The sequence below is a fragment of the Pelagimonas sp. genome (assembly GCF_058892305.1).
Genome location: NZ_JBZXVN010000066.1, coordinates 1 through 22,697, shown reverse-complemented (window position 1 = coordinate 22,697; position 22,697 = coordinate 1). Strand labels below are relative to the sequence as shown.

Genomic DNA, 22,697 nt, shown 5'->3' with positions numbered 1-22,697 from the left:
CAATTGAATGACATGTCGGCGCGCGCGCATCTAGCGCAAAAAGCTACACCCATGGTCGTACAGCGATTTTGCAGCGGTTAATCGGCGATTTGTGTTTTCTTTATCAGTGCTTCCAACCTTGCCGAGCCATGGACCGCCCCCCTAGCAAAGCGTGAACCCGCGCGCGAAAGGACCACGCATATGAGCTTTGTTACCCACTTAGAATGTTCGCTGACTGGCAAAATCTATCCGGCGGGTCAGGTGCATGGGTTGTCCGAAGCGGGGCGTCCTCTTTTGGTGCGCTATGATTTGGACGCGATGAAAGCCAAGCTCAGCAAAGAAGAATTGGCCAAGTCCAAGGCCCCCGGGTTCTGGCGCTATGCTGACTTCTTGCCGGTTGCGGACGCCGAAAACAGGGTGTCATTGGGCGAGGTGATGACGCCGATCATACCACTTGAGCAAAGTGCACATCATCTTGGCGCGCAACCGGGCAACGTTTTGGTCAAAGACGAGGGCCGCTTGCCAACAGGGTCGTTCAAAGCGCGCGGTTTGTGCCTTGCGGTGTCGATGGCTAAGGAGTTTGGGTTAAAGCATCTGGCGATTCCGACAAACGGAAATGCAGGCGCTGCGATGGCGGCCTATGCGGGGCGCGCCGGTATGAAATCAACTGTGCTTTGCCCGTCGGACACGCCAGACATCAACATCCGTGAAATTCAATCGCAAGGTGGTGACACCTATATGGTCAACGGCTTGATCAACGATTGCGGCAAGATCGTTGGCCAAGGCAAAGAGCGCGTTGGCTGGTTCGACATTTCTACCCTAAAGGAGCCCTACCGGATCGAGGGCAAGAAAACGATGGGTCTTGAGCTGGCGGAGCAGCTTGGGTGGGAGCTGCCGGACGTGATTTTCTACCCAACCGGTGGTGGCACCGGGCTGATCGGCATGTGGAAGGCCTTTGCCGAGTTGCAGGAAATGGGGTGGATCGACGGGCCAATGCCGCGCATGGTCGCCGTGCAAGCCACCGGTTGCGCACCCATCGTTAAGGCGTGGGAAGAGGGCGAAGAACACGCCCCCTTGTGGGAAGACGCCCACACCGTTGCGGCCGGAATTCGGGTGCCCATCGCTGTCGGTGATTTCTTGATTATCCGCGCGGTGCGCGAGTCAGATGGGTTCGCGATTGCGGTTCCGGACGAAGATATCATGGCCATGCGCGACGCCATTGCCGCCGATGAAGGGGTGCTTTTGTGTCCCGAAGGCGCGGCAACCGCAGTCGCGTATAAACAAGCGCTTGCCGCTGGTCAGATCAAGAAAACCGACAAAGCCGTGCTTTGGAACTGTGCAACGGGTTTGAAATACCCCTTGCCCGACGTGACTGGCCGCTTGGACAAAGATGCAGACATCGATTTCGATCAGTTTTGACCCAGATTTTGTCAAATAGTTCGGAAAGCTGTGCTCTTGAAATTTGACAACCGGAGAAAATCCGGTGGTCATTCGCGAAGTGTGTGGCGATAAAAAACTTCGCCGACCTCACCTCGCTCATATTGGAAAACTGGAGGAGGTAGGTGTTGATACCTCGGAGCCAATAATAGTTTTTCGATCGTAAGACTGGGAACCGATTTGCGGTGGTGCACCGCAGTCAAAAAAAGACGCGCCGCAGGTGCCGGCGCGCCTCTTTATCCAGAATTGACTGGCATTATCGCAGGCGCTTTTCCGTCTCGCCGTCAAAGAACATGGTGTTCTCGAGAGCAAAACCGATGGTGACCTTTGACCCTTCGGCAATTTCTTCGTCACTGTCGGTCTCAACCGTGATTTTGTCACCAGCTTCGGTCAGCAGATAGTCATAGGCCACGCCACCCAAACGTTCACGGATGTCCAAAGTGAGATCATCCCCTGTCTCATCAATTGTTATGTGCTGGGGGCGAACCCCGACCAAGACCGGTTTGCCATCGGCAGGAAGGGTGACATTGGCCTCAATTGTGCGGTTCAGATCGGTTAGGCGAACTTTGCCGCCATCGACCACACCGCGCAAAAAATTCATAGAAGGCGAACCGATGAAGCCAGCGACGAAGCGATTGTCGGGGTTTTTGTATAGCTCCATAGGAGAGCCAACCTGCTCGATCACCCCGGCGCGCAACACGACGATTTTGTCGGCCAAAGTCATGGCTTCGACCTGATCGTGGGTCACATAGATCATTGTCGCGCCGATTTCTTTGTGTAGGCGAGCGATTTCGACGCGCATATCAACGCGCAATTCGGCATCTAGGTTCGACAGGGGTTCATCAAACAAGAACACCTCGGGGCCGCGAACAATCGCGCGTCCAATGGCAACCCGTTGGCGTTGACCGCCAGATAGCGCCTTGGGCTTGCGTTTAAGGTAGTCGTCTAGCTTCAGAATACGGCTGGCTTCGCCCACTTTTTTCTGGATTTCGGCCTTTGGCACTTTGTTCATCTTCAGGCCAAAGCCCATGTTCTCTTCGACGGTCATATGCGGGTAGAGCGCGTAGGTCTGGAACACCATGGCCACGCCGCGATCGGCCGCATCCATTTGGGTCACGTCGCGCGCGCCGATGCTTATCTGGCCGCTGCTGGTTTCTTCTAGCCCGGCGATCATGCGCAACAGGGTGGATTTACCGCAGCCCGACGGGCCGACAAAAACACAAAACTCACCTTCTTCGATTTGCAGATCCACATTGTGGATGACCTGCGTGTCACCATATTTCTTCACAGCATTGTTTAGCGTGACGCCAGACATTGTGGTCTCCTTGGTTTTACGCAGGGAACTGCCAGGATTCGGCAGCCTCAGCGATTTGTTGTGCAGTTTGGGTGAGAGCTGGGCGGAGCATTGACAGCTCGTCCAGCGATTTAAGTTGCGTCGATGTGGTGATCGACATCGCCCCAAGAACCCGGCCATTTGAGCCAAGAATGGGGGCGGAAATGCAAATGATGCCCGGTTCGTGTTCTTCGCGGTCAAAGGCGATACCCTCGGCGCGGATGGCATCCAACTCGGCTCGAAAATCGTCGGAATTCGAAATCGTGCCGGGGGTGTGAACAAAGAAGGATTGCCGCTGAATGGCGGCTTCGCGGGCCTCGTCATCAAGATGGGCGATCATCGCCTTGCCAACACCGGTGCAATACCCAGGACCAACCTTGCCCGCCGCCGAAAACATTTCGATTGGTTTTAGGGCATTGCGTTTGTCGACATAAAGAACTTGCCCCTCATCCAACTGAGCAAGGTGGATGGTTTCGCCAACTTCGCGCGACAAGTCATCAAGAAACGGACGGGCAATCGGCGCGAGGGAACTTTGTTGCCATGCGGCATGGGCCAAGCGAACCAAGCGCAACCCAGGTGCATAAGTTTGGTGCGATTCGTCATAGGCCAGCATGCCCTGGTTGGTCAGGGTCTGAACCAGACGATACAGGGTCGCCTTGGGGTGAGAGGATTCGTTTAATAGTTCACCAAAGCGCACCGGTCGACCTTTGGCTGCAACCAAATCCAGAACTTCCAATGCCTTACCAACGGTTCCGTCGGCAGAAGCCTTCGGTTTTACCTGACTGTTCATAAGCGTCTCCTCCCGCGATCTCATTAGCAGGACCTAACGAGACTGTTGACAGTCCTAGCCCGAATCCGACATAGTTTCAATAGTTGGAAACTAGTTTCATTATTTGGAACCAAATCGGAACCCAAGTTGAAGCACCCGACAACAAGCTATTGGGAGGACACCATGCTTAAGAAATTCGCTTCGGTTGCAGGCGCACTGGCCCTGTCGACCGCACTCGTTACACCGGCTATGGCTGAGCTGAGCGGCAAACTACGTATCATGTCTGATATGTCGAACCCCGCACCACGCGCGATCATGGAAGGCCTCGCGGCTGACTTCGATGCAATGCATCCCGCCCTTGAAGTTGAGGTCGAGATCGTTGACCGTGAAGCTTGGAAAAGCCAGATTCGTAACGCGCTGACCGCTGATGCGCCTGATGTGATCAACTGGTACGCTGCCAACCGCATGGGCCCGTACGTCAATGCTGGCCTGTTCGAAGACATTTCGGATATGTATTCGAATGGCGATCTGCCAGGCCTGGATAGCGTCAAAGGCGCGATGACCCTAGACGGCAAACAGTGGGGCGTTCCCTACACCTACTACCAGTGGGGCATCTACTACCGCGAAGACATCTTCAAAGAGCTGGGCCTGTCTGAGCCAGCAACCTTTGACGAAGAAATCGCCAACTGTGCTAAAATCCTCGAATCCGGTCGCAAATGCTACACCATTGGTTCCAAGTTCCTTTGGACAGCTGGCGGTTGGTTTGACTACATGAACATGCGCACCAACGGTTTTGACTTCCACATGAAGTTGGCCACGGGCGAAGCATCCTGGACGTCGGACGAAGTGCGCGAAACATTCGCAAACTGGCGCAAGCTAATCGACATGGGCGCATTCATCGATGACCACCAGACCTATAGCTGGCAGGAAGCCCTGCCCTTTATGGTCAAAGGCGAAGCTGCGGCGTATTTGATGGGCAACTTCGTTGTTCCGCATCTGCGTGAAGGCGGCATGACCGATGAGCAGATCGATTTCTATCAGTTCCCAAAGATTGCTGATGTGCCAATGGGCGAAGATGCCCCAACCGACACCTTCCACATCGCCTCGGGTGCTCAGAACAAAGAAGCCGCGCGCGCCTTCCTTCAGTATGTGACATCTGCCGACGTTCAGACCAAAATCAACGCCGGTTCCGGCCTCGGCCAATTGCCCGTCAACTCTGGCTCTTCGGTTGATGATGACGAGTTCCTGAACCAGGGCTTTGACATGCTGTCAAACAACGCAACTGGCGGTATCGCTCAGTTCTTTGACCGCGATTTCCCTGCGGAAATGGCCTCTATCGGTATGGAAGGTCTGCAGGAATTCATGGTGTTCCCTGACAACCTCGACGACATCCTGAACCGTCTCGAGTCTGCGCGTGAGCGTATCTACAAGTAATCCAGCTTGCGCCCTGCCACTTGGTGGGGCGCATTCCCTTCGGTGTATTCGCAAGCAGTAGATGACTGTTTTCGCATTCGCCGGTTCTTTGGGAGGATAAGACATGAGCACAGCACATCATAGCTGGGCCAAGCGAAACCGTATGACCCTGACCCCCCTGCTGTTCTTGCTGCCGGGGATACTGTTTTTTGCGGCCTATGTGATCATTCCGATTTTTCAGAGCTTCAACATCTCGCTCTATGAATGGGATGGTTTGGGTGAGGCAACCTATGTCGGCACCCGCAACTACGAAGAGCTTCTGACCGATCGCAACTTCGAAATCTCGCTCTGGAACAACGTCAAATGGTTGGTCCTATATCTTCTGGCGATCCCGGCGGGGTTGTTCATTGCCCTATTCCTGAACCAGACGGTTTTTGGCATTCGACTATACAAGTCGTTGTTTTTCTTCCCTTTCGTCATCTCTCAAGTTGTCGTTGGTCTGGTCTTCTCTTGGTTTTACCTCCCGCGCGAAGGTCTGCTTAATGCGGTTTTGACGACGCTGGGTATGGATACAATCAACGTTCTTGGGGACCCGACATTGGCGACATATGGGATCATCGCGGCGGGTCTTTGGCCACAAACAGCCTATTGCATGATCTTGTACCTAACTGGCCTCAATGCGGTTGACCCTGAACAGGTCGAAGCCGGGCGGTTAGACGGTGCCAAGGGGTTCAAAATGCTGTGGTATGTGATCTTGCCTCAGCTGCGCCCAGCCACCTTTATCGCCTTTGTTGTGACCATCATCGGCGCACTCCGCTCGTTTGACCTGATCTCGATCATGACGAACGGTGGGCCGTTTGGCTCAACGCGGGTCCTGTCATTCTACATGTTTGAAAAGGCGCTGTCGGAATACGGTTTCCGCATGGGCTACGGATCGGCCATCGCTGTGGTCTTGTTCTTTATCATGTTGTTCTTCATCGCTTATTTCTTGTGGTCAATGTACCGCGAAGAACGCCAGTCGCGTCATTAAGGGAGGTATCAGACATGTTTCCGACACCTATTCAAAAACAATCCCGTGGCGCACAGATCGCCTATCAATCGCTGCTACCGGTGGCGTTGATCATGTGGCTGTTGCCATTGCTTGCGGTTGGTTTGTTCTCTGTCCGGCCGCTGGCCGATTTCACCAACGGTAACTATTGGGGTGTGCCCTCGTCGTTCGAGTTTGCGACCAATTACGGCAAGGTATTCTTTGAATCGGATATGCCGCGCTACCTGTGGAATTCGGTTCTGATCACTGTGCCGACGGTGATTGGGGCGGTTGCTCTATCTTGCATGACGGGATTTGCGCTGGGCATTTATCGCTTCAAAGGCAACCTGCTGATCTTTTTCCTGTTCATCGCGGGGAATTTTGTACCCTTCCAAATCCTTATGGTTCCGGTGCGCGATCTGACCGTGTCCGCGGGCCTGTATGATACCAAACTTGGGCTGGTTTTGTTCCATATCGCGTTCCAAACCGGGTTTTGTACCCTGTTTATGCGCAACTTCATTCGGGCGCTGCCATTTGAGTTGATCGAAGCGGCACGGGTTGAAGGCGTTGCAGAATGGCGGATCTTTTGGTTTGTTGTGCTGCCACTGATGCGCCCGGCGATTGCCGCGCTTTCGGTGTTGATCTTCACTTTTATCTGGAATGACTATTTCTGGGCGATCGTGCTGACCCAAGGGCCAGATGCCCAGCCCGTGACCGCCGGTATCACCTCGTTCAACTCGCAATTTGTGGCGCAATACCACTTGATGAGCGCCGGGTCGATCGTGGCGGCGTTGCCACCGGTGGCGATGTTCTTCCTGATGCAGAAACACTTTATCGCAGGTCTGACTCTGGGGGCTGTTAAGTGAAGACTTGGCGGATTGATACACCTAGCCAAACCTTGGTCTTGGCCTCTGATGGCGGCGTACCTGCCGCCGTCTATTGGGGCCCGGCCCTACCGGAATGTGATTTAAACGCCATTGCTGCACAGGCCGAAGTCGATGTGACAGGCGGGATGATTGACCGTTTGCCAGCGATCCCTTTGTGTCCTGTCGAAGGCGATAGCCTGCATATGCAGCCGGGGCTTGTCGCCTATCGTGAGGGTCTGGCTCTACATCCGCAGTTCAAGTTGATTGATGGGAATGGTCAGCACTTTACGGTGCGCGATGACGCGCTCGGACTGACCCTTTCTTTTGCCTTTGACGCCATAGGTGACGTGATCGAAGCGCAAACCGTGATCAAGGCGGATGCCCCGATCACTCTGCACCACCTTTCTGCCCCTGTTCTTCCCGGCCCACAATCGGGGGATATTCGCCATTTCTCGGGCCGTTGGATCGGAGAGTTTCAGGCCCAGCCTAGCCCGTGGGGCCCGGGTGTTTTCAAACGCGAAGCGCGCACCGGGCGATCGGGGCACGAACACCCGCCCTTGGCGTTTTTCTGTGAAACGGGATGCACCAATACCCAAGGCACGGCCTTTGGAATGCACTATGGTTGGCCCGGTGGTCATGTCATGAGTGCAGAGGAATTGCCCGACGGTCGTCGGCAAATCCAGTGGGGCCACACAACCGGTAGCCATGGCACAGGCCAACAGTTTGAAACCGGGCGGCTTGTTCTGTCGGTTTCGACCACCGGGTTAAACGGCTGTGCAACCGCCTTCCAGCGGCATATCCGGGACAATGTCGTCACCTGGCCAAAGCCAGATACGCCGCGCCCAGTACATTATAATTGTTGGGAAGCGATCTATTTTGATCACGATCTCGAAACGCTTAAGGACATCGCGAAACGTGCTGCCGATCTGGGGGCTGAACGGTTCGTCTTGGATGATGGCTGGTTTGGCAAACGTGATGACGATACCTCGAGCCTTGGGGATTGGGACATTGATCCGCGCAAATGGCCCGACGGCCTAACCCCGATTGTCGAGCATGTCCAAAGTTTGGGCATGACATTTGGCCTGTGGTTCGAACCGGAAATGGTCAACCTCGATAGTGATTTGGCCCGCGCCCATCCCGAATGGATTCTGGGTCGCGCTGATCAAATCGAAGGCCGCCAACAGCGCGTGTTGGACATGGCAAATTCGGATGTTCGCGACCATCTGTTTGGCAAGATCAGCGCGGTGCTTGGGTCGCATGGCATTGACTATGTCAAATGGGACCACAACCGATTGCTGTCGACCCCCGATGCCACGCAGGCGCATGGGACATTGGAGCTGATGGCGCGCTTACGGGCCGCCCATCCGATGGTCGAAATCGAAAGCTGTGCGTCTGGCGGTGGTCGGATAGACACCGGAATTTTGCGCCAAACCCAACGTGTCTGGCTTTCGGATAGCAACGACGCCTTGGAACGATTGCGCATTCAACATGAGGCGGCGCTTTTGCTTCCGTCCGTGGTGACGGGCTCGCATGTCGGCCCGCGCAAGTGCCATACATCGGGCCGGGTGATGGATATTCGCTTTCGGGCGTGGGTGGCGGCGCAACGCCATGTAGGGTTTGAGATGGACCCACGCGAACTGACCGAGGATGAGGCAGAGATCCTTCGGGATGTCACATCGTGGTGGAAAGACAACCGCGATTGGATGCGCCGCGCCGATATTTTACGTCTTGATAGCAATGATGATGCGGTGATTGCCGAACAACAGTTGGCCGAAGATGGGTCTCGATTTGTGGTCTTTGCCGGAAAGGCGACCAGCGGCACGCAAATTCTTCCGCGCCCACTTCGATTGACGGGGCTGACATCTGACGCGACCTATCGTATTTGCCTGCGCAACCGAGGGGAGGCACCGGGCCTTTCGCGCGCAAACCCGGCCTTGAAACAAGGGCCGGTCGAGTTGAGCGGTGAATTTCTTATGCGTCATGGCCTGACCCTGCCATGGAGCTTCCCTGAAACCATGTGGGTACTTGAGGGAGAGCTGTTGTGAGTGACCTTGCCTGGATCGCCGTGGATTGGGGAACATCGCATTTGCGTGTGTGGCTGATGGATGGCGCGGGACGTGTTTTGTCACGATCCGAATCCGATAAAGGTATGAGCAAGTTGACAGCCGCCGATTATGAGGCCGCTTTGCTAGAGTTGGTTGGAGATGATCTTCCCGCCGATGGGCAAATTCCGGTCGTCTGCTGTGGCATGGCCGGGTCACGCCAAGGGTGGTGCGAAGCCCCCTATGCCACCGCGCCCTGCGCCGCGCCGACAATCGAACAAGCAACCCGCGTTTCGACACAAGACAGCCGGCTGGATATGCGTATCCTTCCCGGCATCAAACAGGACAAGCCCGCCGATGTGATGCGCGGTGAGGAAACCCAGATCGCTGGTTTTCTTGCGGCGGAACCTAAGTTTGATGGCGTGTTATGTTTGCCCGGCACCCACAACAAATGGGTGCACATCAGTGCCGAAGAAGTCGTAAGTTTTCGCACCTTTATGACGGGGGAACTATTCGCTCTGATCGGTGGTCAATCGGTTCTGCGGCATTCTCTTGGCGCGGATGGATGGGACGATGCGGCTTTTCTTGACGCCGTTTCCGAAGGCATGTCGCGCCCGGCGGCTCTGGGATGTGATCTCTTTGCGTTGCGGGCCGAATCTTTGCTGCATGGGTTGGGGCCAGTAGCGGCGCGGTCGCGTTTGTCTGGGCATCTGATCGGCATGGAACTGGCGGCCGCGCGCCCCTATTGGTTGGGGCGGGATGTGGCCGTTTTAGGCGAAGACGGCATCGCCAAGGCTTACATGAGTGCCCTCAACGCTCAAGGCGCGATGCCCCGCGCCATCAATGCCGAAGACATAACCTTACGCGGTTTAACTGCCGCCTATACCTCCCTTAAGGATGCTCAATGACGCGCGAAATCATCGCCATTCTTCGTGGCCTAAAACCGTCCGAAGCGATTGAAATCACGGATGTTCTTATTGCCGCCGGGATCACCAAGATCGAAGTGCCGCTGAACTCGCCCGACCCGTTTGATAGCATCGCAGCAATGATCAAACACGCCGGGGATCGCGCCGTGATTGGCGCGGGAACGGTCCTTGAGGTCGCTCAGGTAGACAAGCTCGCCGCGATTGGCGCGCAAATGGTGGTGTCCCCTGATGCTTTCCCCGATGTGATCCGCGCGACCAAGGCGGCGGGCATGTTGTCCTATCCCGGTGTTTTAACCCCGAGCGAGGCCTTTTCCGCCCTACGCAACGGTGCCGACGGTTTGAAATTCTTTCCGGGCTTCAAGCTCGGAACCGAGGGCCTCAAAGCCCTCAAGGCTGTGCTGCCTGCCGGAACCAAAACCTATGCCGTCGGTGGCGCAGGTCCGGATAATTTCGGCGATTGGATTGCCGCCGGGGCCACGGGTTTTGGCATCGGCTCCAACATCTACAAGCCGGGCTATAGCGCCGGTCAGGTCGCGGATTTGGCAGCGGAGATTGTGGCGGCCTATGATGAGGCCAAGGCATGAAACGCACACTAGGCACCTGTTACTATCCTGAACATTGGCCCGAAGAGATTTGGCAACAAGATGCCGAACGTATGGTCGAGGCGGGTTTGACATGGGTGCGCATTGGCGAATTTGCTTGGTCGCGGATTGAACCGACCCCCGGCGATCTACGGTGGGAATGGTTGGATCGCGCGATTGACGTGTTGGGCAAGGCGGGGCTTAAGGTGGTGCTCGGCACCCCGACGGCGACGCCTCCGCGTTGGGTCGTCGACAAATATCCCGATATGGTTGCGGTCGATGAAAACGGCAATCCACGCAAGTTTGGCTCGCGTCGGCACTATTGCTTTAGCCACACGGGGTATCTTGAGGAGTGCCGCCGGATTGTGACGCTGATGGCGGAGCGTTATGGCGCAAACCCATTTATCGCCGCGTGGCAAACCGACAACGAATATGGCTGCCACGGCACCATCGTGAGTTATTCCGACGCCGCCCGCGACGCCTTTCGCCTTTGGTTGTCCGAGAGATATGACTCGGTTGAAGCCATGAATGAGGCCTGGGGCAATATCTTTTGGTCGATGGAATACAATTCCTTTGATCAGGTGGATTTGCCTAACCTAACCGTGACCGAACCGAACCCGGCCCATAGCCTTGCGTTTCATCGGTTCTGCTCCGATCAGGTGGTGGTGCTTAACCGGTTGCAGGTCGACATTTTGCGCGCCAATTCCAGCGCCCCGATTGCCCACAACTATATGGGCAAGATCACAGACTTTGATCACTATGATGTCGGCGCTGACCTCGATATCGCCAGCTGGGATAGCTATCCTCTTGGTTTCCTTGAGGATCGTTTGGGTGCTGAACGCGAGCATCAGGTTGAATACGCCCGCCAAGGCGACCCTGATTTTCAAGCGTTCCATCATGATCTTTATCGCGCCGTTGGTGCGGCCAAAGGCAACAAACCGGTCGAGCAGGGCCGTTGGTGGGTGATGGAACAACAACCCGGCCCGGTGAACTGGGCCCCGTACAATCCCGCTCCTCTGCCGGGGATGGTTCGTCTCTGGACCTGGGAAGCCTTTGCCCACGGGGCCGAAGCCGTGTGCTATTTCCGCTGGCGTCAGGCCCCGTTTGCACAGGAACAGCTTCACGCAGGTATGCTGCGACCCGATAGCAAGGATGCCCCGGCGATCCATGAGGCGCGCCAAGTACGTGATGAACTTGTTGACGCGCCCGAGGTTCAGCCCAAGCAGGCCCCTGTCGCGCTGGTGTTTGACTATGTGTCGGACTGGATGTGGACGGTGCAACCGCAAGGGCAGGGGTTGAGCTATTTCTTCCTCGTTCTGGACACCTATCGCGCCTTGCGGCGCGCTGGGCTCACTGTTGACATCGTGCCTTTGCGGGCCGATGTGTTCGATGGCTACAAAGCCATCTTTGCGCCGGGCCTGATGCACTTGCCTGATAACGTCAAAGCGGCGCTTGCCCAAAGCGACGCGCAGGTTGTCATTGGCCCGCGCACCGGCGCGCGGGATGCGGATTTTGTGATGCCACATGCGCCGCTCCCCCCCGCGATGCCGGGGCTGGATGTGACTGTGTCACGGCTTGAAACTCTGCGTCCGGATATGCCTATTCCACTCGACGGTGGCGGTGCGATCACGCGCTATTTCGAAGAAATCGAAGGCGGCGGCGAGGTTGTGTTGCAGACCGAAACCGGCGTACCAGTTGCCATGCGCGAAGGTCACATGACCTATATGGCGGGTTGGGGTGATAGCGATGCGATGGATCGCTTGCTTGCATTGATTGGGGGTGACGCTGGTCTGGAAATGCGCCAACTTCCCAAAGGGTTGCGCACCCGAGAAACCGCAACGGAACGCTTCTGGTTCAACCACACAACGGACTCTATTGAGGTCGATGGCCATACTCTGCCGCCTGCGGGTGTGCTTCGGGTGCCATTGGCATGAGCATCAAGGTCGGGCTGATCGGGCAGGGGATTTCTGCATCGCGCAGCCCGGCCATGCACGAAGCCGAAGGTCGGCGGCAAGGGTTGGACCTTTGCTATGATCGCTTTGATACCGAGGACGATCACCGTTCTCTGTCCGAACTGCTTGATGCGGCGCAGGCCGATGGCTATGCCGGTCTCAATATCACCCATCCTTTCAAACAATCGGTGATTGGTCTCCTTGATCAAACCTCGGACGCCGCGCGGCAAATCGGGTCGGTCAACACAGTTGTTTTTGATGGCACCAAGCGTATCGGCCACAACACGGATTGCCCCGGTTTTGCTCAGGGATTCGGGGAGGGGCTTGCGGATGCTGCACTGGAGACGGTCACGCTTGTGGGTGCCGGTGGTGCCGGTCTGGCGGTTGGTTTTGCGCTGCGTGACCTTGGGGTGCAAAATTTGCTGATTGTTGATCGGGATCAGGGCATGGCACAAACATTGGCGGCCCGGTTGGGCACTATCGCCAAGGCCGTTCCGGACATGTCACACCCCACCCAAGGGTTTGTAAACGCGACGCCCATGGGCATGGCCTCCTACCCCGGTAGCGCCATTCCCTCCGACATTCTGACCCAAGACCATTGGGTCGCCGACATCGTCTATTTCCCGTTGGAAACCGAATTATTGCGCCATGCGCGGGCGCTGGGCTGTGCGACCCTATCCGGGGCGGGCATGGCGGTGCATCAGGCGGCGTTAAGCTTTGAGCTATTCACCGGCCAAAAGGCCGATGCCACCCAGATGCGCGCGACTTTCGAAGCCTTTAAGAATTAAGGCCCGCTTCTGCTTCAATTTGTTTGCGTGATTTGCGCGCCCGTTCGGTCGCCGATTTCAACTGACCACAGGCGGCCATGATGTCTTCGCCGCGCGTCTTGCGAATGGGCGAGGCATAGCCTGCTTGATAGATGATATTGGCAAAGGCGCGAATACGGTTGTTCGAAGACCGTTTGTAGGGCGCACCGGGCCATTCATTGAACGGGATCAAGTTGATCTTGGCCGGAATGTTGTGGCTTTTGATGTGGTCAATCAGACGATGCGCATCTTCGTCCGTATCATTTACCCCATGCAGCATCACATACTCAAAGGTGATGCGCTCTGAATTCGACACTTTGGGATAGCTCGCCAAGGCACCAAGCAACTCCTCGATATTCCAACGCTTGTTGATCGGCACAAGCTTGTCACGGGTTGCGTCATCGGTGGCGTGGAACGAAATCGCCAACAGACAACCGATTTCCTCGGCGGTGCGGGCAATCTCGGGGACAACACCAGAGGTCGACAGGGTGATCCGACGGCGCGAAAGTTGAATACCTTCGGGATCCATGGCGATCTTCATCGCGTCACGGACGTTGTCAAAGTTATAAAGCGGCTCACCCATGCCCATCAAAACGATGTTGCTAAGCAGGCGGGTTTCATCTTTGGGCGCACCGGGGGTGGGCCATTCATCCAGATCATCCCGCGCCATCATCACCTGACCGATGATTTCACCGGCGGTCAGGTTGCGCACCAGTTTCTGGGTGCCCGTATGGCAGAACGTACAGGTTAACGTGCAGCCAACCTGAGACGAAATGCACAGCGTTCCGCGCCCCTCTTCAGGGATATAAACGACCTCAACCTCATGGCCGCCAGCAATGCGCACAAGGTATTTACGGGTGCCATCCTCAGAGACCTGCTTGGACACCACTTCGGGGATCTCGATCACAAATTTTTCGGCCAACATGGCCCGGTAATCTTTGGCGAGATTGGTCATGCTGTCGAAGTCGCGCACGCCCCATTGGTAAATCCATTGCCAGATTTGCCCAACACGCATCTTGGCTTGTTTTTCCTTGGTCCCGGCCTCTATCAGCACGTCGCGCATCTGCGCCCGTGTCAAACCAACAAGGTTCTGCTTACCGCCCTCGGGCAGTTTGCGGGGAATGGTCAATACGTCCTGCGTGATTGGCGCGTCGGCGGGCATGGGTGAGTCTCCGGGAAAACAGAGGACGCATCTACACGATTTTGCAGCAAAAGAAAATGCACTTGGTCATCAAGGTAACTGACAGGGTGTTGTCAGTTGGGATGCGTCACAAGCGGAACAGACAAGTAAAGGAGAAAACATGTCAGTTCTTGAAGTTGTTCGCTACCGTGTCAAAGCCGGTACCCCCCCAGAGCAAGCGACAGAAGCGTGGGAAAAATCCCAAAGCTTTGCCAAGGTCCAACCGGGTTTTGTATCGCGCAAACTGGCCCATACCGAAGACGGGCTATTTGTCGATATTGTAGAATGGGTCGACATGGCGGCGGCCAAGGCGGTGCTTGAGGAATTCAAGGTCGACAAATATCCCGAGCTGGGCGACCTTGTCGCGGTTTTGGACGAAGAGACGTTGGATATTCAACATTTCAGTGTCTTAGGAAGTGAAGGGTAGGAACCAAATGCGGCGGACCGACCGGCTTTTTGAGCTTATCAAGATTATTCGTGACGGGCGGTTGCACAAGGCGACCGATCTGGCCGAAGCCTTGGAAGTGTCGGTCCGCACCATCTATCGTGACATCGAAACCTTGGTCGGATCGGGCATTCCGATCGAAGGGGAGCGGGGCGTCGGATACATCCTACGTGCTCCGATTTTCTTGCCACCGGTTTCGTTGACCGAAGTGGAGCTGGAGGCGTTGCATTTGGGGGCAGCGTTGGTGCAACGCTCCGCCGATCCTGAGTTGCAACAGGCCGCCCGTCGGTTGGTGGACAAGGTCGACCAAGTCATGCCAGACGCGCGCAAACCTCCGAGCGATGGCTGGGGTCTGGCGATTTTTGGCATGGATTCGCTTCAAGCAAGCTTTGCCCACATGCCAATTGTTCGCGCCTCCATCCGTGAAAAACAAGTTCTTGAAATCGACTATGCCCGTGCCGATGGGCAGGGAAGCCGCCGATTTATTCGACCGTTGCAGATGGAATATTGGGGGCAGGTTTGGACCTGTACCGCTTGGTGCGAAACGCGCGATGATTTTCGGGTGTTTCGGATTGACCGGATGCGCGGAGTTCTTGAGGCGGGGCGGAGTTTTGTCGATGAAACGGGAAAACGGCTACGGGACTATGTCCTGCGCGAAGGGTTCGAGCAGGCCCAAGAAAAAGGCGAGGTCTAAGCCCCGCCTGTTCTAAATTCAGATTTCAACGTGCCTTAGGGGCAGCGTTTGCTGGCATCTTCAACAGCGGCAGTAAAGCCGAGTAGTGAAAACGTATCTTTGGTGATGGTCCCTTTGCCTGATTTCGCGCTGAGTACCGCATTGGCTCCACGCTTCATCGCTGTAATGATTTTTGCATCATCCTGCGGTGTTGCGGGCCAAGCCCACTCACCCTCGGTATAAAGCTCAAACTGGGTTCCACTGATATTCAAATTCACAGTAGAGCCTTTGGCAAACGGATATCCGCCAGTAAAGGCAAGCTGCCCTTTGACACCGGCACCGGGGCGGTAAAACACCATCAACAAGATGTCGCCACGTCTCACCGCTTTGATCCGCCCAGACGAATCTGTGTTCACGCTTTCTTTGTAAGTAGAAACCGCCCAGCATTCTTTGGGGCTATCCCCTTCAAAGACCGACCAATCGGTCATGGCATCTACACGGTTTGTGCTTGCTTCTTGCGCAGCGCCCACACCAGCGGTCAGCATCAGCGCAACTGCGCCGGCTCCGATCACCCGACCAAGACCTGAAATCATTCCTGCAGCCTCCAGCTGTCTAGCCTCATCACTCATCGCTCGCCCATTGGTTGCTTTGAACTCGGTTCGTCCGAGCATTGTGTCAATCCAAGCAAAACGTCAGGGCGAAGTTTTTTATCTCGACGGCGCGACAATAGCCTGAAACAACCAAAAACGAAAAGCCCTGTTGGCAGAATATTGCTTAGCCCCGAGGAACATATGACACGCGCACCCGAACCAATGGTTGAAATTCATCGTGGTCCCTTTGTTGAAAGCCAACATATGGGGCATGCGGTGATCTGTGATAGCACAGGTGGTATAGTCGAGGCATGGGGCGACCCAGAGGCGGTGGTGTTGCCCAGAAGCTCCGCCAAGATGATTCAGGGCCTGCCTTTGGTGATGTCGGGCGCGGCCAAGGCCTTTGGGCTTGGACCGGATCGGCTGGCTTTGGCCTGTGCGTCGCATCAAGGCGCACCCGTTCATGTGCAGGCGGTAAACACTTGGCTTAGCGAATTGGGGCTGGGTGACGGTGATCTGATTTGCGGCACCGAGGCGTCGCGTGACAAGGAATTGCGCTTTGAGATGATCCGATCCGATCAAAGCCCTTGCCGTGTGCACAACAATTGCTCGGGCAAACATTCCGGCTTTTTGACCCTGACCAAGCATTTGGGGGCGGGTTCCGACTATGTCGACCCTACCCATCCGGTGCAAAAATCGGTGCGTGAGGCATTTGAAGAGGTCACCGGAGCCGAGAGCCCCGGCTACGGCATTGATGGTTGTTCGGCCCCAAATTTTGCCACCACCATGCACGGCATGGCCCGCGCCATGGCGTTTTTCGCCTCGGCGGGCACGCGCGGCGATGGCATGTCGCAAGCGGCCGCGCAGTTGGTTGAGGGCATGATCGCCTTTCCCGAATTGGTTGCCGGTGAAAACCGCGCCTGTACGCATTTGATGCGCGCCGCCAAAGAGCCTGTGGCGATCAAAACCGGGGCCGAAGGATATTTCGTCGCCATTTTGCCCCAACGCGGCATGGGGATTTCGTTGAAAATTGCCGATGGGGCGACGCGGGCATCTGATTGCGCCATTGCCGCCTTGTTGGTGCGTTTGGGCGTGCTGGATGCCCAAGATCCACAGGTCAAACGCTTCCTTAACCCACCGATCAAGAACTGGGACGGTCTGGTCACCGGTGAAATTCGCCCGGTGGCGGGTTTGTCCGAACTAAAAACAGGATAAAACCCGAATAAACAGGCCGGGTTTTCGCCCTCTTTTTGCCGGTTTCGCGATCTATACCTTGGTGCGTAGAGTCGCAGAACCGGGGTCTTGTTATGTGGAAATTCGCGTTTTTGATTGTAGCGATGTTTGTTGCGGCACCCGCCAATGCGCAACAGATTTTTCAGCACAAGGAATGGCGTGTGTCGCTGGTGCCGCCGTCCAATGGGTCGCCGGGATCTTGCGCCGCTGAGACCATCAATCGCCAAGGGCAGTCGTTTATCCTTGGGGCCAATGGCATGGGAAATGCTGTTGTGCTGTTTTGGGATCGTCGGTGGGATATCCCCGCGCGGCCGTTGAAATTCGTTTTGGACGTGGACTACGAGAGGTGGTTCATGACCGGAACGGGTGATGGCCAAAGTGTGCATCTTGCCTTGGATGGCAGTCAAAAAGCCGTCGAGTTGATCGACCAACTGGCCGCGGGGCGGGCGGTTGCGCTCTATAACACTGACGGGGCCAAGCTTGCGGTGTTTTCGCTGTCCGGCTCCAAGGCCTCTATGTTCAAGCTACTTGATTGCGCCCGCTCGCTTTCTGCGGCGAACCGTGACCCCTTCCAAAGCCGGGCTGACCCGTTTCGGTGACGGGCGGGGGCTTGGTCGTTACCGCTTGGACTTATTCAGAAACAAATTCGGCCTTTGGGTAGCCTTGCAGGTACAATAGCGCAGTTAGATCACCGTGATTGACCCGCAATGCACATTCCGCCTGAACGCTTGGTTTGGCATGTAGGGCCACGCCAAACCCGGCGCGTGTCAACATGCCAAGGTCATTTGCTCCGTCTCCCACGGCCACGACATCGGCTTCGCTGATGCCAAGACGCGCGGTGATTTCCTCTAGCGCCTGCACTTTGGCCTCGCGTCCCAAAATCGGCAGGCCAACCTTGCCGGTCAGTTTACCGTCCTCGATCAACAAGCTGTTGGCGCGGTTTTCGTCAAACCCCAAAAGATCTGACACACGCGAAGTAAAAGCCGTGAACCCGCCCGACACCAGCGCGGCATAGCCGCCTTGGGCTTTCATGGTTGCCAAAAGGGTTTTGCCGCCGGGCATCAGGGTGATGCGGTTCTCAACCACGGTGTCGATAACGCCTTCGGGCAAGTCTTTGAGCAAGGCGACCCGCTCGGTCAGCGCGCCATCAAAATCCAACTCGCCGTTCATGGCGCGGGCGGTGATGTCTTTGACAAAGGCCCCGACGCCGGCTTCTTCGGCCAACTCGTCGATGCATTCCTGTTGGATCATGGTGCTGTCCATATCGGCCAAGACCATGCGTTTCTTGCGATTGTCGTCAGGGAGGATGTTGAGATCGACCTGATCGGCGAGCGAGGCGCGGACGTCGTCGACGTTGTCAGGGATGGCTGCCAGCGGAAATTCCGCCGCTTCGTCCACAGCCAGCCATGTCGCGACACCGCCACCCCAGGCATTGCGCAGGTTGTCCACAAGGGCCGGGTCAAGGTGGCCGGGCTTAGCAATGAGCGAGACGATGGGCATGATGGTTTCCTCTGGGCGCGATTGCGGCGGGTTTTGGCACGGGGATGCTTGCTTGGCTAGGTGTGCGGGGGAGAGGGGCGAAAATTTTTGCAAAAATTTTACGCCCAGACGCGCGGTTTGGTTGCTATCGCCATGGATGTTAGGAAAATGACCCTTGGCAAAACCATCCCGAGGACATCGTCCCGCCATGGGCATAATAGAGCCAGAGCCGATCCCCGTGATCGGTGACAATGCGCCAATAATCCCGTGGACCGCTGCGCCAAGCCAGTTCGTCGAGCCACCATTCGGGGGCAATACGTTCGGGTCCCTTGGCGGTCAGCGTTTCAAAGGGCCGCCCGCGCCAGTGAAAGTGTTTTGGCGGGGTGGCCGTGTCGGGGGCGGTGACGGCTTCGGCTGGCCACATCAACAAGGGGCGCGGGGTTGGCGGTTCTGGCCAGCCTTCAGCCGGATCAGACCAGGCTGCCGCCAGAACGGTGGCACATTTTTCCGGGATGTGGCTGCTGGCGGGATGTTTGCGGGTGATGGCATCCATGCCGATCCGTGCCCCAATCCGCCCCAGTAAATCCTCCAGAGCCGCGCCTTGATCCTTGCGCTGTTTGCCACGGGCGGCGGCCACCGCGTGCCCGGCCATTCGTCTGTCTTGAATCGCGTCATGGCCCGTGGCCTCAAGGCGCAACATATCAATGCCGGGCCCGGCCTCGATCTCCGACAGTTTCATCCGCAAGAGAGGCATCAGCCGGTGTGTATCACAGCTGGCCACAGCGGCGCTGACCTGTTGCCACTCCATTTGCCCGTCACAGCGATGCGCTTCGATCCGCAATGTCCGCGCCCCACGCCCCTTGGCCTTTAGCTTGGTGCAGAGTTGATCGAGCATCCGGGCCAGCCCGGCGGCGACATCCTCTTCCAACCCGATCGGTTCGGGAAAGGAGAGCCGTACCGAAAAGCGTTCGGGCGGTTTGGCGGGGGATATGGGTTCCGGGGCGCTGCCAATCGCCTGATCCATCTTGTCCACCAGACCCCGACCAAAGCGCCGTGCCAATCCGGCGCGGGGTTGGCCAATCAAATCACCAACCCGACGTAGGCCCAGCCGGTTGAGCTGATCGACCAGTTGCGGATCGATCCGTAGCGCCGCCACCGGCAGGGGCGACATGACCTGCCATGTTTTGCCCACCGGGGCGATGCGATCTTGCAAGGATGGTGCGGTTCCATTGCGCGGAGCGGCGCCACCGCGGGTCCAATGCCGTCGCTTGCCGGCCCGCGAGCGCGTGGCGCGTGCCTCTTGGTCGATGGCATCGCCTGAGCGATGTGATGCCCAGCCATCTTGTGCCGTAAACCGGGCCAAAGCCCATGCGGCCCCCAAGGTGTCGGCGATCCCCAATCGCACCGACAGCCCAAGATCGGCGCAATCTTGGGCGACCTGTTCGGCAAGCTGTTCTTCGCCGCCAAACAGATGTGCGCAGCCGGTAAGGTCAATCACCAGCGCGTCGGGGGGCGCGGCGGCCACCCATGGCGAAAACTTGCCTGCCCAACGATGCAACACGCCCAGAAACACCGCTTCTTGCCGTTCATTTTGGGGGCGGGTGATCAGCTCTCCGCACATGGCATAGGCATCGCGCAGGGGTTGGCGCAGGTGTAACCCCAGCTTTGAGGCCTTAGAGGAGAGCGAGGATAAAACCTGTGCCTGCCCCTCGTCGCGCACCACAGCCAGAGGCAGGCCCAGAAGATGCGGTTCGGCGCGGATCAGCCGTTGCGCACCAAGGCGCGGAAACCAGAGGGAGAGGATACGTCGATGGGGCATCAGATTCGTACATTGTTCACTATTTGTTCTAGCGCGTCGCAAAGCTGTGAGTCGAGTCCGTGTTCAGATTGCGGTAGGGAAAAGAAGAGGGAGAAATGACATGCGATTCACAAAAATACTGACCCTGCTCTGTCTTGGGCTAGGCACCGCCGCTTTGGCACATGGCGGCGTAAAAAACCAAGCGGTCATGGAGCGGATGACGTTGATGACAGACATCAAAGAAGCGATGGCCGTGCTTGGCAATATGGCCAAGGGAAAAACGCCTCATGATGCAGCACAGGCCGAAAACGCGCGCAACGCGTTGGCCAAACATGCCGCTCGGATTCCGGAGCTTTTTGAAACACCCGCCAGTGATCCAAAGTCCGAAGCACGCCCAGATATTTGGTTGGATTGGCCTGATTTTACGGCCAAAGCAGGGGCGATGGAAAAGGCGGCAAAAGCGCTTGATCCAACAAACCTTGAGGCATTGCGCGCCGGAATGGGCGCGCTGGGCGGGTCCTGTTCGGGATGCCACAAGCCCTATCGGATCGAAAAATAGCCGGGTAGGGGGCAAAGGCCCCCGCCCTTTATTCCCCGAGGAATTGGGACACAATTTTGGCCTGAAGCTTGGAGCCATCGGGGGCGAGGCCCGTTTTCAACTGGCACAACTCTTCACCCCCATCAGAGGTGCGGGTGCGCACCGGGGGGTGTTCGGCGTCGACAACGCCCATCACAACCGCCGCGACATCGTCCGGGGTTTGATAGACGTCCCCACCTTGCCGCGACGTCGCCCCAGCAATGTATTACTGCAAAATTGGGGTGTATTCGTCATCCAACATGCTGCCAGAGGCCTCGATCTGTTTCTGGGCCGAGTTGGCAAATTCGGAGACGATGCCACCGGGTTAAACCGTTGTGAAATTGATGCCAAAGCTCGGGGTGGTATAGGCGGCCATGGCCTCCATGCGGCATAACGGCCTTGGTGCATCGCACCACGCCCATGACATTCACATCCATCACCCAAGCAATGTCGTCCTCGGTGGCGTGTTCGGTCGAGCGCAGATAACCCGCCCTGGCATTGTTGACTAACGTGTCGATCCGACTTTCTTTGGCGATGATCTCATCTACGGCGGCGCTGATGTTCGCGCGCTCTTGCACATCAAGGGGACGCACGTTTGGCGAAATTGTGCATGGGGCCATCATCCAAAGCTGGCGGATCACTTGATAAAGGGGGCCATCGCCAACTTGCTTCAGTGATCATGAGAGCGGTGTTTGATCTGTAAATAGGTCTGATGCAGCATGTCTTCGTTGCTCCCAAAGCGGTTATACAAGGTCCCGGCCGAGATCTTGGCCCGTTTGGCAATCGGCAATGATCGCAAGCCGGCGAAAGGTGCGTGATCAGCGCTACGGGTTCCGTCAGGAAAACCATGATGCTGATAAGTGCAGCGCTTGCGCTGGATGCCGACAATTCCCTTGACGTGACTTGCAATGTTGAGGTCTTGCGCATGGGGTTTGAATGCACGCACTGAGGGTGGGGTGAAAGTACTTGCTGCGTGGCGGCCTTTTAATTCACATTAAAACGTGGTGAATCTATTGGCGTGGCCTCCCGATGCTAGGTCGCGCTTTTGAGTTTATTTGGCGAGATGAAAATGACGATTGCGATACGTTCTTATGAACCGCGTGATGCGGCGGCAGTGTTGGATATGATTGCGCCTGTGTTTCAGGCCGGGGACACCTATGCCATCGACACGGATATGAGCGCCGAGCAGACGCTGGAGTATTGGACCGGCGGTGAAAAACATGTGTTTGTCGCCGAAGAGGACGGCATTTTGTTGGGCACCTATTACGTTGTGCGTAACTTCAAGGGTGCGGGTAGCCATGTGTGCAATTGTGGTTATATCACCGCCGCGGCGGCGCGAGGCAAGGGCGTGGCGCGGGCGATGCTTGCCCATAGTTTGACAGCGGCCAAAGATCTTGGCTTTCGTGCCATGCAGTATAATTCGGTTATCGCCACCAACACCCGCGCCATCGACACATGGGAGGGGGCGGGGTTTGACGTGGTTGGGCGTTTGCCCGAGGCGTTCAACCACCCCGAACATGGGTTTGTTGACGCGCTGGTCATGTACCGGATGCTGTAACTACTAGGTCGTTTTGCCATTCAGGGTTCACAG

The 22,697-nt window shown here is 56.7% G+C and carries 24 protein-coding genes; 15 read left to right on the top strand and 9 right to left on the bottom strand.

Going from position 1 to position 22,697, the window contains the following annotated elements:
• Nucleotides 1-180 precede the first annotated feature (180 nt).
• On the top strand, nt 181-1,398 hold the full coding sequence (locus AC5EFR_RS21835; RefSeq protein ID WP_493577831.1) for a threonine synthase: 1,218 nt from the start codon (nt 181-183) through the stop codon (nt 1,396-1,398).
• A 274-nt stretch (nt 1,399-1,672) separates the two neighbouring features.
• On the opposite strand, the gene AC5EFR_RS21830 is transcribed toward AC5EFR_RS21835, so the two are convergent.
• Both AC5EFR_RS21830 and AC5EFR_RS21825 read right to left on the bottom strand, forming a co-directional pair.
• Nucleotides 1,673-2,731 carry an ABC transporter ATP-binding protein gene (locus tag AC5EFR_RS21830; protein WP_493577830.1) on the bottom strand — a complete coding sequence of 353 codons (1,059 nt, stop codon included), beginning with the start codon at nt 2,729-2,731 and terminating at the stop codon, nt 1,673-1,675.
• 16 nt (nt 2,732-2,747) lie between these two features.
• On the bottom strand, nt 2,748-3,539 hold the full coding sequence (locus AC5EFR_RS21825) for an IclR family transcriptional regulator (protein ID WP_493577829.1): 792 nt from the start codon (nt 3,537-3,539) through the stop codon (nt 2,748-2,750).
• A gap of 162 nt (nt 3,540-3,701) precedes the next feature.
• Here AC5EFR_RS21825 and AC5EFR_RS21820 point away from each other — a divergent pair, with 162 nt between their 5' ends.
• The 8 genes from AC5EFR_RS21820 to AC5EFR_RS21785 all read left to right on the top strand — a co-directional run bounded on the left by AC5EFR_RS21820 (nt 3,702) and on the right by AC5EFR_RS21785 (nt 13,113).
• Nucleotides 3,702-4,952 (top strand): ABC transporter substrate-binding protein, encoded by a 1,251-nt coding sequence (locus tag AC5EFR_RS21820; protein WP_493577828.1) that lies wholly within the window; start codon nt 3,702-3,704, stop codon nt 4,950-4,952.
• A 103-nt stretch (nt 4,953-5,055) separates the two neighbouring features.
• Complete coding sequence (locus AC5EFR_RS21815) at nt 5,056-5,961, top strand: carbohydrate ABC transporter permease (RefSeq protein WP_493577827.1); 906 nt, start codon at nt 5,056-5,058, stop codon at nt 5,959-5,961.
• A 14-nt stretch (nt 5,962-5,975) separates the two neighbouring features.
• Entirely contained in the window at nt 5,976-6,824 is an 849-nt protein-coding gene (locus AC5EFR_RS21810; RefSeq protein WP_493577826.1) for a carbohydrate ABC transporter permease, read from the top strand.
• Nucleotides 6,821-8,869 carry an alpha-galactosidase gene (locus tag AC5EFR_RS21805; protein ID WP_493577825.1) on the top strand — a complete coding sequence of 683 codons (2,049 nt, stop codon included), beginning with the start codon at nt 6,821-6,823 and terminating at the stop codon, nt 8,867-8,869. Before AC5EFR_RS21810 ends, AC5EFR_RS21805 begins: the two co-directional genes overlap by 4 nt.
• Nucleotides 8,866-9,774 (top strand): 2-dehydro-3-deoxygalactonokinase, encoded by a 909-nt coding sequence (locus AC5EFR_RS21800; RefSeq protein ID WP_493577824.1) that lies wholly within the window; start codon nt 8,866-8,868, stop codon nt 9,772-9,774. The genes AC5EFR_RS21805 and AC5EFR_RS21800 overlap by 4 nt, the downstream gene beginning before the upstream one ends.
• Nucleotides 9,771-10,376 (top strand): 2-dehydro-3-deoxy-6-phosphogalactonate aldolase, encoded by a 606-nt coding sequence (locus tag AC5EFR_RS21795; protein WP_493577823.1) that lies wholly within the window; start codon nt 9,771-9,773, stop codon nt 10,374-10,376. Before AC5EFR_RS21800 ends, AC5EFR_RS21795 begins: the two co-directional genes overlap by 4 nt.
• Nucleotides 10,373-12,307, top strand: a complete 1,935-nt coding sequence (locus AC5EFR_RS21790) for a beta-galactosidase (protein WP_493577822.1) — start codon at nt 10,373-10,375, stop codon at nt 12,305-12,307. Before AC5EFR_RS21795 ends, AC5EFR_RS21790 begins: the two co-directional genes overlap by 4 nt.
• Nucleotides 12,304-13,113 carry a shikimate dehydrogenase gene (locus tag AC5EFR_RS21785; protein WP_493577821.1) on the top strand — a complete coding sequence of 270 codons (810 nt, stop codon included), beginning with the start codon at nt 12,304-12,306 and terminating at the stop codon, nt 13,111-13,113. Before AC5EFR_RS21790 ends, AC5EFR_RS21785 begins: the two co-directional genes overlap by 4 nt.
• Here AC5EFR_RS21785 and rlmN read toward each other — a convergent pair.
• Nucleotides 13,103-14,293, bottom strand: a complete 1,191-nt coding sequence (rlmN, locus tag AC5EFR_RS21780) for a dual-specificity RNA methyltransferase RlmN (RefSeq protein WP_299922861.1) — start codon at nt 14,291-14,293, stop codon at nt 13,103-13,105. The genes AC5EFR_RS21785 and rlmN overlap by 11 nt on opposite strands.
• Before the next feature lie 139 nt (nt 14,294-14,432).
• On the opposite strand from rlmN, the gene AC5EFR_RS21775 reads away from it, so the two are divergent.
• On the top strand, nt 14,433-14,738 hold the full coding sequence (locus AC5EFR_RS21775) for an antibiotic biosynthesis monooxygenase family protein (RefSeq protein WP_493577820.1): 306 nt from the start codon (nt 14,433-14,435) through the stop codon (nt 14,736-14,738).
• A 7-nt stretch (nt 14,739-14,745) separates the two neighbouring features.
• Complete coding sequence (locus AC5EFR_RS21770; protein WP_493577819.1) at nt 14,746-15,450, top strand: helix-turn-helix transcriptional regulator; 705 nt, start codon at nt 14,746-14,748, stop codon at nt 15,448-15,450.
• 35 nt (nt 15,451-15,485) lie between these two features.
• On the opposite strand, the gene AC5EFR_RS21765 is transcribed toward AC5EFR_RS21770, so the two are convergent.
• Entirely contained in the window at nt 15,486-16,022 is a 537-nt protein-coding gene (locus AC5EFR_RS21765; protein ID WP_493577845.1) for an invasion associated locus B family protein, read from the bottom strand.
• A 198-nt stretch (nt 16,023-16,220) separates the two neighbouring features.
• Here AC5EFR_RS21765 and AC5EFR_RS21760 point away from each other — a divergent pair, with 198 nt between their 5' ends.
• Both AC5EFR_RS21760 and AC5EFR_RS21755 read left to right on the top strand, forming a co-directional pair.
• The gene (locus AC5EFR_RS21760; protein ID WP_493577818.1) at nt 16,221-17,234 is read left to right on the top strand and encodes an asparaginase; all 1,014 of its coding nucleotides are present in this window, start codon (nt 16,221-16,223) and stop codon (nt 17,232-17,234) included.
• A 122-nt stretch (nt 17,235-17,356) separates the two neighbouring features.
• A complete protein-coding gene (locus tag AC5EFR_RS21755; protein ID WP_493577817.1) occupies nt 17,357-17,851 on the top strand; it encodes a hypothetical protein in 495 nt (164 codons plus the stop codon).
• Between the two features lie 31 nt (nt 17,852-17,882).
• On the opposite strand, the gene serB is transcribed toward AC5EFR_RS21755, so the two are convergent.
• Together serB and AC5EFR_RS21745 are read right to left on the bottom strand one after the other, a co-directional pair.
• Nucleotides 17,883-18,752 carry a phosphoserine phosphatase SerB gene (gene serB, locus AC5EFR_RS21750; RefSeq protein ID WP_493577816.1) on the bottom strand — a complete coding sequence of 290 codons (870 nt, stop codon included), beginning with the start codon at nt 18,750-18,752 and terminating at the stop codon, nt 17,883-17,885.
• A 139-nt stretch (nt 18,753-18,891) separates the two neighbouring features.
• Entirely contained in the window at nt 18,892-20,550 is a 1,659-nt protein-coding gene (locus AC5EFR_RS21745) for a Y-family DNA polymerase (RefSeq protein ID WP_493577815.1), read from the bottom strand.
• Nucleotides 20,551-20,650: 100 nt separating this feature from the next.
• Between AC5EFR_RS21745 and AC5EFR_RS21740 the strand changes: the two genes are divergently transcribed.
• On the top strand, nt 20,651-21,088 hold the full coding sequence (locus AC5EFR_RS21740; protein WP_493577814.1) for a c-type cytochrome: 438 nt from the start codon (nt 20,651-20,653) through the stop codon (nt 21,086-21,088).
• A gap of 28 nt (nt 21,089-21,116) precedes the next feature.
• On the opposite strand, the gene AC5EFR_RS21735 is transcribed toward AC5EFR_RS21740, so the two are convergent.
• From AC5EFR_RS21735 to AC5EFR_RS21725, 3 genes are all read right to left on the bottom strand, one after another.
• On the bottom strand, nt 21,117-21,260 hold the full coding sequence (locus AC5EFR_RS21735; RefSeq protein WP_493577813.1) for a hypothetical protein: 144 nt from the start codon (nt 21,258-21,260) through the stop codon (nt 21,117-21,119).
• Nucleotides 21,261-21,357: 97 nt separating this feature from the next.
• Complete coding sequence (locus tag AC5EFR_RS21730; RefSeq protein ID WP_493577812.1) at nt 21,358-21,747, bottom strand: SDR family NAD(P)-dependent oxidoreductase; 390 nt, start codon at nt 21,745-21,747, stop codon at nt 21,358-21,360.
• 29 nt (nt 21,748-21,776) lie between these two features.
• Nucleotides 21,777-22,052 carry a TetR family transcriptional regulator gene (locus tag AC5EFR_RS21725; protein WP_493577811.1) on the bottom strand — a complete coding sequence of 92 codons (276 nt, stop codon included), beginning with the start codon at nt 22,050-22,052 and terminating at the stop codon, nt 21,777-21,779.
• Nucleotides 22,053-22,169: 117 nt separating this feature from the next.
• Here AC5EFR_RS21725 and AC5EFR_RS21720 point away from each other — a divergent pair, with 117 nt between their 5' ends.
• A complete protein-coding gene (locus AC5EFR_RS21720) occupies nt 22,170-22,664 on the top strand; it encodes a GNAT family N-acetyltransferase (RefSeq protein ID WP_493577810.1) in 495 nt (164 codons plus the stop codon).
• Nucleotides 22,665-22,697 lie beyond the last annotated feature (33 nt).